Here is a 13,556-nt window from a genome sequence, read left to right as displayed (position 1 = left end):
CTGATTAACTGATATTCCTAGTTGTCTGATCTTGGCGGTGGGAAATGTCCTTTTCCAATCAAAGTTTTCTCGGCCGGACCGCGTGTTTTTATCGCTTTCGTCTAAGCGCACGGGGGCGAAACGAAAAAGGGCGCCCGAAGGCGCCCTGATCGTGAGTCGAGCTCCAATCGGCGAGTCAGTCCTCGTCGCAGCGACCCATGCCGGTGATGAAGTAGCCGGAATCGACGTGCACGTTCTCGCCGGTGATCCCCGAGGCGAGGTCCGAGCAGAGGAAGGCGGCGGTGTTGCCCACCTGGTCGATGGTGACGTTGCGTCGCAGCGGGGCGTTGGTGGAGACGTAATCCAAAAAGCCCTTGAAGTCGCCGATGCCCGAGGCGGCCAGCGTCTTGATCGGGCCGGCGGAGATCGCGTTGACACGGATGCCGCGCTCGCCCAGCTTGGAGGCGGCCAGGTAGCGGACCGTGGCCTCCAGCGAGGCCTTGGCCACGCCCATGACGTTGTAGTTCTTCATCACGCGCTCGGCGCCCAGGTAGCTCAGCGTCAGCATCGCGCCCTCGTCACGCAGGTGCGGCTCACCGGCCTTGGCCAGTGCGGCCAGCGAATAGGCGGAGACGTCGTGTGCCTGGGCAAAGGCCTCGCGGGACATGCCGTCGAGGAAGTCGCCGTCGAGCGCCTCGCGCGGGGCGAAGGCCATGGCGTGAATGATGATGTCGACGCCTTCCGGCCAGTGTTCGGCCAGCGCCGGGAACAGCGCGTCGATCTGCGCATCGTCGGTCGCGTCCAGCGGCAGGTAGATCGACGAATCGAGATCCTTCGTGGCCTTCTCGACCTTCGGCTTGAAGCGGTCATTGAGGTAGGTGAAGGCCAGCTCGGCACCCTCACGGTGCATCGCCGCGGCGATCCCGTAGGCGATCGAGCGGTTGTTGGCAATGCCGGTAATCAAGGCGCGCTTGCCGGATAGGAATCCCATGGGTCTCTCCTGTTTTCCAAAGGTGGGGGCGGCGGCATCGATGCGGGCGGGTAAAACCTTCCGGTGATGCTTGGCCTGCGTTCGACTTTCACCGTATTGTATTCGCCTGATGAGTAACAAGCACCCCACACCCGCCAGATCGCGCCCGACCGATTGTGTCGAGGCGCCCGATGCCCCCGTCGAGGGGACAAACTGCCTGTTGCCCGACCGGCGTGCCTTTCTGCGGCGCATTGCGGGGTTGGGCGGCCTGGCCGTGATGTCGAGCACGCCGACACTGACGCGGGCCGCCGGCTTTGCCGAGGGACTGGGCTATTCGCCGGCCTACCCGGCGGAATTGCCGCATTTCGACTACGTCAACGCGACTGCCCCGCGCGAGGGGTCGCTGACGTTGTCGGTATTCGGCTCCTTCGATTCGCTCAACCCCTTCCTGCTCAAGGGGCTGGCCGCCACCGGCACCAACACCTTGCTGTTCGATACCCTGGTGGTGCGGGCCTGGGACGAGCCGTTTTCGGTCTACGGCCTGCTGGCCGATCGGCTCGAGTTGTCCGATGACGGTCTGTCGGCGACGTTTCGCATCAACAGCGAGGCACGTTTCGTCGATGGACGGCCGGTTACCGCTCGTGACGTGGTCTTCAGTTTCGAGACCCTGGTGGGGGAGGCCGCGCATCCGCGCTATCGCTACTACTGGGCGGACGTGGTCGGGGCGACGGCGGTCGATCCGTCGCACGTGCGGTTCGATTTCCGTCGTTCGAATCCCGAGTTGCACATGATCATCGGCGAACTACCGGTGTTTTCCCGCGATGCCTTGCTGGACGTCGACTTCGCCGAGCATTCGCGCACGCCGTTGCCGGGCAGCGGCCCCTACCAGATCGAGGCGGTGAACTTCGGTCGTGACATCCGCTATCGCCGTCGGGACGACTACTGGGCGCGGGATCTCGGCGTGAACCAGGGCATGCACAATTTCCGCACGCTGGGGTTCAAGTACTACAAGGACGAGACGGTGGCACTAGAGGCGTTCAAGGCCGGCGAGTTCGACGTATTCCACGAAACCAATTCCAAGCGTTGGGCGCGCGCCTACCACGGCAAGCCGTTTGACGAAGGGCGCATCCGTCGCCGCGAAATTCCGCACCACAACAACGCCGGCATGCAGGGCTTTGCCATGAACACGCGCCGGCTGTTGTTCCAGGATCGACGTGTCCGGCGCGCCCTGAATCTCGCCTTCGATTTTCACTGGTCGAACGTGCACCTGTTCTACGGCCAGTACACTCGTTGCGATAGCTATTTCGCCAACAGTGAACTGGCCGCACAGGGCATCCCCACAGGCCCCGAGCGCGAGTTGCTGGAGCCGTACCGCGAGCAGTTGCCGCCCGAACTGTTCGAGCAGGCGCACGAGGTACCGTTCGCACCGAATTCCGAGATTCAGCGAAAGCACCTGATCGAGGCCCAGCAACTGCTGTCGGAGGCTGGCTGGGAACTGGAAGACGGCAAGTTGCGCCACGCCGACGGCGAGGTGTTCGCCTTCGAGATCATGCTGGCGCAGCGCGGTTTCGAGCGCATCGTCGCGCCGTTTGCCTACAACCTGCGTCGGTTGGGGATCGATGTTTCCTACCGCACCATCGACGTCGCCCTCTACCAGCGGCGCATGAACGGCTTCGAGTTCGACATGACCGTGGTCTCCTACGGCCAATCGCAGTCGCCGGGCAACGAGCTGCGCGAGATGTTCGGCAGCGAATCGGCGCACCGCGAGGGCTCGCGCAACTATAGTGGTATCGATGATCCGGTGGTCGATGCGATGATCGAGTCGGTGATCTACGCCGAGGACCGCGAGGCCCTGGTCATCGCCTGCCGGGCGCTCGACCGAGTGCTGATGTGGCACGAGTACCTGGTGCCCAACTGGTACATCGGCGCGCACCGACTCGCGTGGTGGAACCGCTTTGGCTACCACGATGATCCGCTGCCACGCTACTTCAGTGGCGCGGAGTGGGTGATGCAGACCTGGTGGGAGACACACGCTGAACCCCAGCCGGGGCCGGTGGTCAACGACGTGAGCAGCCTGAATGGAGGGAGCCCGTCATGAAAGCAAACGACCGGCCGGTATCACACACCGGCTTACATAATCGGGTCAGGGTAGGGCGGATGGCCCCGATATTGGGCCTGTTGGCCCTGGTGGCCGCCGTGGCACTGGCCGGCTGTGCCGGTCCGCGCTATGCCACCGAGGTGCGCTACCTGCCGCCCACGAGCCAGGCAGGGCTGTCCTGCCTGCAGGGGTGTCAGACCGACATGCAGGCCTGCCAGGCCGATTGCCAGTCGCGCCGCCAGAGCTGCATCGCGGGTATCGAGCCGCGGGTGGATGCCGCCTTCGGCCAGGCACTTCACCAGTACGAGGCCGAACGTCGCGTCTACATGCGCGAGCGCCAGTACTACCAGCTCGATCGGGCCATGCAGTTCGGCCTGTACCGCGACCCGTTCTACTACGGCTACCCGGCCTCGTTCTGGTACACCGACCGTTTCTACGACGACCCGCCGGTGCCGCCGCGGGCGCCGAGTCGCGACGAGATTCGTGCCGCGGTGATCGATCGCGAATGCAACGTCGACTGTGGCTGTCAGGGCGCCTTCGATCAGTGTTACATCGGTTGTGGCGGCCAGGTCGAACGGCGCGTGATCTGCGTGGAGAATTGCGATGGCGAGGCGCCGACTTCGCGCATTCCGAACAATCCGACCCAGAGGGATGGAACCGAGTAGATGGGCGCGTATATCGCCAAGCGCTTGGCCTTGATGATCCCGACTCTGTTCGGGATCCTGCTGATCTCGTTCGCCGTGATCCAGTTCGTCCCCGGCGGGCCGGTCGAGCAGTTGATGATGCAATTGAAGGGCGGCACGCAGGGCGCGGCGGCTGAGTCCGGCGGCCAGTTCACCGGCGGCCTCTACCGCGGCGAGCAAGGGCTGGGCGAGGAGCAGATCGAGCAGTTCCGCGAGTTCTATGGCTTCGACCAGCCGGCGTATAAGCGCTTTGGCGACATGCTGGGCAACTACCTGACCTTCAATCTGGGCGAGTCGTACTTCTATCAGCGTTCCGTCGGCGAGCTGATCGTCGAGAAGCTACCGGTCTCGATCAGTCTCGGGATATGGACCTTCCTGCTCACCTACCTGGTCTCCATTCCGCTCGGGGTGGCCAAGGCGGTGCGCGATGGCAGCAAGTTCGACTCGATCACCTCGACGGTCATCCTGGTCGGCTACGCCATCCCCGGCTTCGTCCTGGGCCTGGTACTGCTGGTGCTGTTGGGCGGCGGCAGCTTCGTGCAGTGGTTCCCGCTGCGCGGGCTGACCTCGGACAATTTCGAGCAGCTCTCCCTGATGGGTAAGATCCTCGATTACCTCTGGCACCTGGTGCTGCCGATCACCGCGATGGTGGTGGGCAACTTCGCCGTGATGACCATGCTGACCAAGAACAGCTTCCTCGAGGAAATCCGCAAGCAGTACGTGCTGACCGCGCGGGCCAAGGGGCTGGCCGAGCGCACGGTGCTCTACCGGCACGTGTTCCGCAACGCGCTGATCCCGATCATCACCGGCTTCCCGGCGGCATTCATCGGCGCATTCTTCACCGGCAGCCTGCTGATCGAAACCATCTTCTCGCTCGACGGGCTGGGGCTCTTGTCCTACAACGCCGTGCTGCAGCGCGACTACCCGGTGGTGCTGGGTACGCTGTACGTCTTCAGCCTGATCGGGTTGTTCGGCAAGCTGTTGTCGGATCTCATCTACGTCTGGGTCGACCCACGTATCCACTTCGAAGCGGTGCGGTAAATGTTCGAGGAAGCACGCTAGATGTCGATTGTCGATGCCGGAGCCGATACCGCCGTTGCCAAGGGCGCGGGGGCGGAAGGTCAGGTTTCCACGGCCGCTCGGGCCTGGAAGCGCTTCCGTCGCCATCGTCGCGGCTGGATCAGCCTGTGGCTGTTTCTCGCCCTGTTCATCCTCAGCCTTGGCGCCGAGCTGATCGCCAATGACCGGCCACTGCTGGTCAAACACCAGGGCGAGTTGTTGTTCCCGTTGTGGAACGATTACCCCGAGACGCGTTTCGGCGGGGATTTCGCCTCGGCCGCCGACTACACCGATCCGCATGTCGTCGAGCTGATCGAGCGCGACGGCTGGGTGATCCGCGCGCCGATCCCGTTTTCCTTCGACACGATCGACTACTACAACGAGGAGCCCAACCCGGCCGCGCCCAATAGTCGCCATCTGCTGGGCACCGACGATCGCGGTCGCGACGTCGCCGCACGATTGATCTACGGCTTTCGCATTTCGGTGCTGTTCGCGCTGGCGTTGACGGTGATCGGTACGGCCATCGGGGTGGTCGCCGGGGCGGTGCAGGGCTATCTCGGCGGTAAGACCGATCTCGTCTTTCAGCGCTTCATCGAGGTCTGGGCGGCATTGCCGGAGCTGTATCTGCTGATCATCTTCGCCTCGATCTTCGAGCCGTCGATCGGGCTGTTGCTGGCGCTATTGGCGCTGTTCGGCTGGATGGGGCTATCGGACTACGTGCGCGCCGAATTCCTCAAGGGGCGCAATCTCGACTACGTCCGCGCCGCGCGGGCGTTGGGGGTTTCAGGCCCAAGGCTGATGTTCCGCCACCTGATGCCCAACGCCATGACCCCGGTGATCACCTTCCTGCCGTTTCGTGTCTCCGGGGCGGTGCTGGCGCTGACCAGCCTCGACTTCCTCGGGCTGGGCGTGCCGCCGTCCACTCCCTCGCTGGGCGAGCTGCTCTCGCAGGGCAAATCCAACATCGACGCCTGGTGGCTGTCGGTCTCGACCTTCTTCGTCTTGGTCGGCACGCTGGTCCTGCTGATCTTCGTCGGCGAGGCCACCCGCGACGCACTCGACACCCGCCGCGGCTGATCGGAACTCATGGTAGGAGCGGCTTTAGCCGCGAACGCGTCGATGCCCCACGGCGCATTTCGCGCCTGAAGGCGCTCCCACGGACCCCGCTTGCGTGGAGCGAGCTGTGCTCCGGATACTGCCCCAGCGGCCGTCCCGGTCTCGTCACCCGAGCCGGCGAAATCCATGTCCTTCCCTTGCCACCCGGCCGACCCGCTCGGGTATCATGGCCGATCCATCAGCCCACTCACTCGTCCCGTCACGGATCGATCGCGCATGCCGAAGAAATCCCGCCAGAATCGCCTTCCCGGCCAGGCCTACGCCCCGGGCATCCACGCCCGGCTGTGGCTGATCGACGAGGCCGGCGAGCACTATCTGGGCGTGGGCAAGGTGCGGCTGATGGAGGCGATCGACGAGCTGGGTTCGATCAGCCACGCCGCCCGCACCCTGGGCATGAGCTACAAGCGCGCCTGGTCGTTGATCCAGGAGGTCAACCAGCTCGAGGACGAGCCGTATGTCGCCAAGGAGGTCGGTGGCGCCGGCGGCGGACACGCCACGGTGACCGAGACCGGTCGCGCGGCGATTGCCCGCTACCGCGAGCTCGAGGACGACCTGCGAGACTTTCTGTCCCAGCGCGCCAAGAAACGCGGAGGGCAGGGATGAGCCAGACGATCCGCGAGCGTGCCGGCATTTTGCTGCGCGACAATGACCCGTCAGTAAAGGCCGACGGCGTGCGTGCCCTCTATGACGAGGCCATGGCCGCCGCCGATGTCACCGTGCCGCGGACACCCGGGTCCATCGAGCCCGTCCCCGACCCGGGCCGCCCCGAGCGCCCGACGCTGGTCGCCCCGCGCGACGTGCCCAAGCGCGGCCCCGCCACGCCGGAGGGCCGCGCGTCGATGGCGCATTCCTTCGCGCATATCGAGTTCAACGCCATGAACATCGGCCTGGACGCCTGCTACCGCTTCGATGCCATGCCGGCGGATTTCTACCGTGACTGGCTGTCGGTGGCCCGCGACGAGGCCAAGCACTTCGAATTGCTGAATGCCTACCTGCGCGAGCGCGGCTACGAGTACGGCTCGTTCCCGGCCCACGCCAGCCTGTGGGAGACCGTCCACGATACCGAGCACGACGTGATGGTGCGCATGGCACTGATCCCGCGGGTGCTCGAGGCGCGTGGACTGGACGTGACCCCCGGCATCCAGCGCAAGCTCGCCCAGTACGACGACCAGCCGCTGATCGACATTTTGGATGTGATCTACAACGAGGAAATACAGCACGTCGAGATCGGCACCCGCTGGTTCCGCTTTGCCTGCGAGCAGCGCGGCGTTGACCCGCGTCAGACCTTCCGCGAGTTGCTGCAGCACTACATGGCCGGGCGCATCCGCGGCCCCTACGACGAGTTCGGCCGCAAGGCCGCCGGCTTTACCGACGGGGAGATGCAGGACCTGAAAGACATGGAGGCCGAGACGCTGGCCCAGCTGGAGGGCAAATGATCGAGAACGCCCGCCTGATGTGCCACAGATCGGATACGGCCATCCATCCCCGTAGGAGCGCCTTCAGGCGCGCAGACCGGGGGTCGCTATCAGACCTTTTCGCGGCTAAAGCCGCTCCTACGACGCCCGTCCGTCCCTGTGGGAGCTTGCCTTGCAAGCGAATCGTGCCGCCAGGCGCGAGTCCCCGGTTCGGGGGTGTGCGAGCCTCTCGCGGGGGCGGCCGCTGGTGCGGCCTTCGCGAGCGAGGCTCGCTCCCACGGGAGGTGGTTGCATGAGCTTCGTCCACCTCCATGTTCATAGCGAATACTCGCTGGTCGACGGCACCCTGCGGGTCAAGGATGCCGTTGCCCAGGCCAAGGCGCGCGGCATGCCCGCCATTGCCCTGACCGACCAGGGCAACCTGTTCGCGATGGTGAAGTTCTACAAGGCCGCGCTCGGTGCCGGGATCAAGCCGATCTTCGGCGCGGACTGCCTGGTCTACGAGAACGCCCAGACCCCGCCGTCGCGTGTGGTGTTGCTCGCGCAGAACGACACCGGTTTTCTGCATCTGACCGAACTGCTTTCGCAGGCCTACTGCGAGGGCCAGCACGACGACAAGCCCTGCCTGAGCCGCGACTGGCTCACGCCCGAGAAAAGCGATGGCCTGATCGCCCTGATCGGCGTCGATAGCGATCTGGGGCGGGGCCTGGTTCACGGCCTGGATCACATCGTCGACGACGCACTGGCCTTCTGGACCCAGCGCTTCCCCGATCGGCTGTATCTCGAGCTCACGCGCACCAACCGCGTCAACGAAGGCGCATTCATCGAGTCGGCCGTGAACCTCGCCATCGCCAATGAGCTGCCGGTGGTCGCCAGCAACGACGTGCGCTTTCTCGACCAGACGGACTTCGACGCCCACGAGGTGCGGGTGTGCATCAACCAGGGCCGCACGCTCGAGGACCCGCGGCGTCCGCGCGACTACTCCGACCGCCAGTACCTGCGCACGGCCGCCGAGATGCGCGAGCTGTTCGCGGACCTCCCCGAGGCGATCGACAACAGCCTCGCCATCGCCGAGCGCTGCAACGTCACGCTGAAACTGGGCGAGAACTTCCTGCCCAACTTCCCGACGCCCGCGGGTCAGACCGAATCGGACTACCTGCGCGAGCTGTCCGCGCAGGGGCTGGCAGCACGCCTCGAGCGTGTCCCGGCGGAGGACCACCAGACCTACCGCGAACGGCTCGAGCGCGAGCTGGACGTCATCATCCAGATGGGCTTCCCCGGCTACTTCCTGATCGTCGCGGACTTTATCCAGTGGGCTAAGCGTCAGGACATTCCCGTCGGGCCGGGTCGCGGCTCGGGCGCGGGCTCGATCGTCGCCTGGGCATTGCTGATCACCGACATCGACCCGATGGCCTACGACCTGCTGTTCGAGCGGTTCCTCAACCCCGAGCGGGTCTCGATGCCCGACTTCGATATCGACTTCTGCATGGAAGGCCGCGATCGGGTCATCGACTACGTCGCCGAGCGCTACGGCCGCGATGCGGTCTCGCAGATCGCCACCCACGGCACCATGGCCGCCAAGGCGGTGGTCCGCGATGTCGGCCGGGTGTTGGGTTATCCCTACGGCTTCGTCGACCGGATCGCCAAGCTGATCCCGTTCAAGCCGGGCATGGACGTCACGCTCGACGATGCCCTCGGGCGCACGGAAAAGAGTCAGAAGGAGCCCGAGCGCTACTCGGCCGACTTGAAGGAACTCTACGACCGCGACGAGGAAGTCCAGGCCGTCATCGACATGGGCGGGGCATTGCAGGGCCTGCCGCGCTCGGTGGGCAAGCACGCCGGCGGCGTGCTGATCGCACCGAGCAAGCTCACCGACTTCACGCCGATGTTCTGCGAGGCGAACCATGCCTCGCCGGCCTCCCAGCTCGACAAGGACGACGTCGAGGCCGTGGGCCTGGTGAAGTTCGACTTTCTCGGCCTGCGCAACCTCACCATCATCGACTGGGCGCTCAAGGCCATCAACGCCAAGCGCGAGCAGGCCGGTGAAGAGCCGATCGACATCTCGGCCATCCCCATGGACGACGCCAAGAGCTTCGAGTTGTTGAAGCGCTGCGAGACCACCGCGGTGTTCCAGCTCGAGTCCAAGGGCATGAAGGGCCTGATCAAGAAGCTCCAGCCGGACAACTTCGAGGAAATCATCGCCCTGGTGGCCCTGTTCCGCCCGGGCCCGCTCGACTCGGGCATGGTCGACGACTTCATCTTGCGCAAGAAGGGCGAGCAGGAGGTCGAGTACCTCCACCCCTGGCTCACGGAGGTCTTGAAGCCCACCTACGGGGTAATCGTCTACCAGGAGCAGGTCATGCAGATCGCGCAGATCCTGGCCGGTTACACCCTGGGCGGCGCCGACCTGCTGCGCCGGGCGATGGGCAAGAAGAAGGCCGAGGAAATGGCCAAGCAGCGCCAGATCTTCCTCGATGGCGCCCAGGAAAAGGGCGTCGATGTCGACCAGGCTGGCTACATATTCGACCTGGTGGAGAAGTTCGCCGGTTACGGCTTTAACAAGTCGCACTCGGCCGCCTATGCGCTGGTCGCCTACCAGACCGCCTGGCTCAAGGCCCACTACCCGGCGTTCTTCATGGCCGCCGTGCTCTCCGCGGACATGGACAACACCGACAAGGTGGTGGGGCTGATCGAGGAATGCCGGCGTATGGAGCTGGCGGTGGTGCCGCCCTCGGTGCAGCGCTGCGCTTACCGCTTCACCGCCGGCGGCGAGCGCGAGATCGTCTATGGTCTCGGCGCGATCCGCGGGGTGGGCGAGGGCGTCATCCAGCGCATCGTCGAGGAGCGCGCCGAGCACGGCCCCTTCAAGGACATGAACGAGTTCTGTCAGCGCGTCGGCGCGCAGGCTCTCAACAAGCGCGTGCTCGATGCCATGGTCTGCGCCGGGGCGCTCGACGAGCTGGGTCCGTCACGCGCGGCCCTGCAGGCCCACATCCCCGAGGCGATGAAGGCGGCCAGCCAGGTCGCCAATGCCGCCGAGGCGGGCATGAGCGACCTGTTCGGCGGCATGGACGAGCCGGAAACCGCCGTCGCGAGCCCCATCAAGGCGGTGCCGGAATGGTCCGACGACGAGCGTCTGCGCCTCGAGAAGAACATGCTCGGGTTGTATCTCACTGGCCACCCGATCAATCAGTACCTCGATGAACTCGAGTGCTTCATCACCGGGCGTCTCGATGCGCTTACCGACAAGGCCGAGGCCGCCGCGGCCGCTGCCGGCGGTGGCTTCGTCCGCGGCACGCCCGCGGTGGTGGCGGGGCTGTGCGTCGCCGAGCGCACCATGCGCACGCAAAGTGGCGACAAGCAGCTGTTCATCACCCTCGACGACGGCCGTGGTCGCGGCGAGATGCGGCTGGTAGGCGACGACATCGAAACCCTGGCCGACCGCGTCGGCCGCGACCAGCTGGTGATCGTCGAGGGCGACGTCTCCTTCGATTCGTTCAACGGCAACCTGCGCATCCGCCACAAGCGGATCTACACCATCGGCGAGGCCCGCGCTCGCTTTGCGCAGTGCGTCACCGTGGCGCTCACCCCCGACTGCGGCATCGAGGCGACCGAGCGGTTGCTGGATATCGTCGAGCCTTTTCGCGAGGCGGAGGGGTTGCCGGTGATCGTCGAGGTGGAGAGTGAGTTGGGGCGGGGGGCTTTTCGTCTTGCCGACGAGTGGCGGGTGGCGCCGGAGGCGACGTTGATGGAGCGGTTGGAGGAGTTGGATACCGTTACCAAGGCGGCGGCGTACTATCCCGGGCGCAATGGCTCGTAAATAACCCGCTCGTCACCTTAACCGTATTGAGTAAGTTGTCTCGCCTCAGGAGGGCATATGAGGCATCACATTGTTCTCGGGAAGAATGCTTTAGGGTGAGTTTATTTCATGGCGCGAGTTTCCATTCAGCAGAAGCTATCTGTTGATCAGGAGCTGATAACCTCAGCGAGGCTGATTAAGGCAGGGCTTGGTCAAGTTCAGTCTTTACATGGTGGTAATGATTTTTATCATCTTCCCTTGCTGACGTTAGCTTCCGGTTTCGAGCGGTTGATGAAGGTTACTTTGTGTTTTCGGTTTTTGGAGACTGAGGGAAGGTTTCCAGGAATAAAAGAAATTCCAGTAGGCCGCAATGGTCATGATCTAATGGTTCTTTTGGATCTCGTGAAAAATAAATGCTTCCTTCCCGAGTACGTTGGTCACATCCCTGTTGCCAAGGAAGATTGGGATTACCTTGAGAGTGACAGATTCCTCTCGTTTCTTGAAGCGCTTACCCGTTTTGGGAAGTCGGCCAGGTACTACCATATGGATGTTGTGTTGGGAAAAGATCCTGACTCTTTGCCACCAGAGAGGGAATGGGAGGCAATCGAAACAAGTATATTTTTATCTAGGGATGACCTTGTTCAAGAGATGGGTGAGAATCCAGCGCCTCAGAATATTTATCGCGAGTTGAACTCAGAGATGGTCGTAATCGGAGAAAGGTTTGCTCGGTCGTTGGCTAGGCTATACACGATAGGAAGAATCGGCTCGGAGGCTCAGGCGCATATGGCCCACCTGTCTCCTTTTTGGGGATTAAAAGATTCGGAGTTGGGGAATAGTTATTATGATCCCTTTGGCCGAGTTTGAGCCTCCACGAGGGTTTTTTTTGGTGGATCAGAGTCTAATTATCTAGGTTGCTGGTGAAACAATTTCACGCGCCGATTGAGTGAGGGGCTTGAACTGAATCACGGTGCTCGGCGCGCGAGCCCCTTTTCTTACTTGTCCAAGAAAGGGGCGAAAATAAGGACACCCCGACGCCTTGACCCCGCAGGTCTAATCGCAGCGGATGGGGCGGCTCGACCCGACGGCTTGTTGTGGCGAAATTCGGGTAATTGCTTGGCCGAATTCCAAGGCGCCGCCGGGCAGTCAAGCGTCTCTCGGCTGGTTATATTTTTTTGTCCTTGTCTCATCCAGAGCGATAGTCAGGTTTCTGAACGATTCTGAACTGATTGCTTCGCTTATGAGCGGTTTTATTTTCTCTCTCGCCGCATTTACTTGGTCTTCAAGTGTTTTGGTGTTTTTCAAAATTTCTTTCAACGGCCACTCAATGCAAAGTGGGTGGTATTTGTTTTTGCATTTGGTTTTTCTGTCCTCTAGATGGTTATAAAAGTTCGCCCCATTTTTTGTTGCATAATTCTCTAAAAATTCCGTGAATACTTTGTATTCTGGTAGTGCAGCATATGTATTATGTAGATGTGGGCTAAAACTAAAAATTATTTGGAGTTTTAGTGGTTCCAGTAATACTCTTTCCTTTTGGCAGTGATCTCTCCCGTCTAGAAGTGTGCAGACTGCGATCGCAGGCGACCATTTTAGTGGCGAATTATTGCGATGAAGATAAAATCCGACTCTACCCCATTTCGACCCTTTTTCAACTATGTCATATCCTGGCAGTTCCCTTGTCCACGGTTCGTGTGTTATTTGCGCATACAGCCGGCTAAGGTTGTTTGGCAGCTCTGCAGTGTCAGAAAAGTAGCGGAGTGCGATTTGTGAGACTGGGGCCGGAGGGCCAATGCCTTCATGGTCCATCAGTTCTAGGAAATCGGATATGTATGCTTCCTCGACCTCACTGAGGTCATTTGTTCCTAAAATAGTTTCCATTTTTGTATATATTTCATGCCAGCACAGGCATGCGTCTGCCGTTTGTTGAAAACCTCCGCTTGAAGGGACGATTAATATCACAGCATTTTGGCGGAATGGGTAATGCTTTTCGGCGAGATCCTTGTATGTTTGTATCTGTCTTTCATTGGAATCTGACCAAATTTTGTGTTCAAAGATGAGCAAAGCGTTCTCGTTATCGGCAACCATGTCAGGCCTCTTTGATCCTAGCCCGAACTGAGTATGCCATCCCATCTCTTGTTCTCCGAGTTCAATTGATTCTTCATGTCCAATTTTTTCCTTTACTAAGGAAAGAATCTCCTTTTCTAGGGGCGGGGTTTTGGATATGATCCAACGGAATGCTTCGGTAATGAAATTCTCTAGAGAGTCTCTTCCATCTCTGGGTCGGTATGATCGAAGATTTACTAATAGGCTGCTCATTTCTGTCCCGCTCCTTGTGTTTGCGTTTCTGTTTACGTTATAGCGTAGTGGAGGGTTTTTCAATAATTCCATTGCATGTGTTTTCCGCCACTTTCAAAAAATGTGTGTCGCTCCAACCTATTGG

10 protein-coding genes are annotated in these 13,556 nt (G+C 61.7%); 8 read left to right on the top strand and 2 right to left on the bottom strand.

Annotation, left to right across the window (positions count from 1 at the left end; genetic code table 11):
• Nucleotides 1-175: 175 nt before the first annotated feature.
• The gene (locus ABGV18_RS10955) at nucleotides 176-970 is read right to left on the bottom strand and encodes an SDR family oxidoreductase (protein WP_396586057.1); all 795 of its coding nucleotides are present in this window, start codon (nucleotides 968-970) and stop codon (nucleotides 176-178) included.
• Between the two features lie 109 nt (nucleotides 971-1,079).
• Between ABGV18_RS10955 and ABGV18_RS10950 the strand changes: the two genes are divergently transcribed.
• From ABGV18_RS10950 to ABGV18_RS10915, 8 genes are all read left to right on the top strand, one after another.
• Complete coding sequence (locus ABGV18_RS10950) at nucleotides 1,080-3,047, top strand: extracellular solute-binding protein (protein ID WP_396586056.1); 1,968 nt, start codon at nucleotides 1,080-1,082, stop codon at nucleotides 3,045-3,047.
• 59 nt (nucleotides 3,048-3,106) lie between these two features.
• Nucleotides 3,107-3,712 (top strand): hypothetical protein, encoded by a 606-nt coding sequence (locus ABGV18_RS10945; protein ID WP_396586055.1) that lies wholly within the window; start codon nucleotides 3,107-3,109, stop codon nucleotides 3,710-3,712.
• Nucleotides 3,713-4,771 (top strand): microcin C ABC transporter permease YejB, encoded by a 1,059-nt coding sequence (locus ABGV18_RS10940; protein WP_396586054.1) that lies wholly within the window; start codon nucleotides 3,713-3,715, stop codon nucleotides 4,769-4,771.
• Nucleotides 4,772-4,792: 21 nt separating this feature from the next.
• A complete protein-coding gene (locus ABGV18_RS10935) occupies nucleotides 4,793-5,866 on the top strand; it encodes an ABC transporter permease (RefSeq protein ID WP_396586053.1) in 1,074 nt (357 codons plus the stop codon).
• A 255-nt stretch (nucleotides 5,867-6,121) separates the two neighbouring features.
• Entirely contained in the window at nucleotides 6,122-6,508 is a 387-nt protein-coding gene (locus tag ABGV18_RS10930) for a winged helix-turn-helix domain-containing protein (RefSeq protein WP_396586052.1), read from the top strand.
• Entirely contained in the window at nucleotides 6,505-7,341 is an 837-nt protein-coding gene (locus ABGV18_RS10925) for a ferritin-like domain-containing protein (RefSeq protein WP_396586051.1), read from the top strand. The genes ABGV18_RS10930 and ABGV18_RS10925 overlap by 4 nt, the downstream gene beginning before the upstream one ends.
• 271 nt (nucleotides 7,342-7,612) lie before the next feature.
• Nucleotides 7,613-11,140, top strand: coding sequence for a DNA polymerase III subunit alpha (gene dnaE, locus ABGV18_RS10920; protein ID WP_396586050.1), 3,528 nt, complete (start codon nucleotides 7,613-7,615; stop codon nucleotides 11,138-11,140).
• 108 nt (nucleotides 11,141-11,248) lie between these two features.
• Nucleotides 11,249-11,983 carry a hypothetical protein gene (locus ABGV18_RS10915; RefSeq protein ID WP_396586049.1) on the top strand — a complete coding sequence of 245 codons (735 nt, stop codon included), beginning with the start codon at nucleotides 11,249-11,251 and terminating at the stop codon, nucleotides 11,981-11,983.
• 279 nt (nucleotides 11,984-12,262) lie between these two features.
• On the opposite strand, the gene ABGV18_RS10910 is transcribed toward ABGV18_RS10915, so the two are convergent.
• Nucleotides 12,263-13,504 carry a hypothetical protein gene (locus tag ABGV18_RS10910; protein WP_396586048.1) on the bottom strand — a complete coding sequence of 414 codons (1,242 nt, stop codon included), beginning with the start codon at nucleotides 13,502-13,504 and terminating at the stop codon, nucleotides 12,263-12,265.
• Between the last annotated feature and the right edge of the window lie 52 nt (nucleotides 13,505-13,556).

This window comes from Guyparkeria halopsychrophila (genome assembly GCF_044582135.1).
Classification (GTDB): domain Bacteria; phylum Pseudomonadota; class Gammaproteobacteria; order Halothiobacillales; family Halothiobacillaceae; genus Guyparkeria.
The sequence above is the reverse complement of the archived record's forward strand: the minus strand, read 5'-3'. Positions and strand labels throughout refer to the sequence as shown.

Bases quoted from the DNA above. Each gene is read 5' to 3' on its own strand.
- ABGV18_RS10955 (WP_396586057.1), bottom strand. From the start codon at position 970: ATGGGATTCCTATCCGGCAAGCGCGCCTTGATTACCGGCATTGCCAAC.
- ABGV18_RS10950 (WP_396586056.1), top strand. From the start codon at position 1,080: ATGAGTAACAAGCACCCCACACCCGCCAGATCGCGCCCGACCGATTGT.
- ABGV18_RS10945 (WP_396586055.1), top strand. From the start codon at position 3,107: ATGGCCCCGATATTGGGCCTGTTGGCCCTGGTGGCCGCCGTGGCACTG.
- ABGV18_RS10940 (WP_396586054.1), top strand. From the start codon at position 3,713: ATGGGCGCGTATATCGCCAAGCGCTTGGCCTTGATGATCCCGACTCTG.
- ABGV18_RS10935 (WP_396586053.1), top strand. From the start codon at position 4,793: ATGTCGATTGTCGATGCCGGAGCCGATACCGCCGTTGCCAAGGGCGCG.
- ABGV18_RS10930 (WP_396586052.1), top strand. From the start codon at position 6,122: ATGCCGAAGAAATCCCGCCAGAATCGCCTTCCCGGCCAGGCCTACGCC.
- ABGV18_RS10925 (WP_396586051.1), top strand. From the start codon at position 6,505: ATGAGCCAGACGATCCGCGAGCGTGCCGGCATTTTGCTGCGCGACAAT.
- dnaE (WP_396586050.1), top strand. From the start codon at position 7,613: ATGAGCTTCGTCCACCTCCATGTTCATAGCGAATACTCGCTGGTCGAC.
- ABGV18_RS10915 (WP_396586049.1), top strand. From the start codon at position 11,249: ATGGCGCGAGTTTCCATTCAGCAGAAGCTATCTGTTGATCAGGAGCTG.
- ABGV18_RS10910 (WP_396586048.1), bottom strand. From the start codon at position 13,504: ATGGAATTATTGAAAAACCCTCCACTACGCTATAACGTAAACAGAAAC.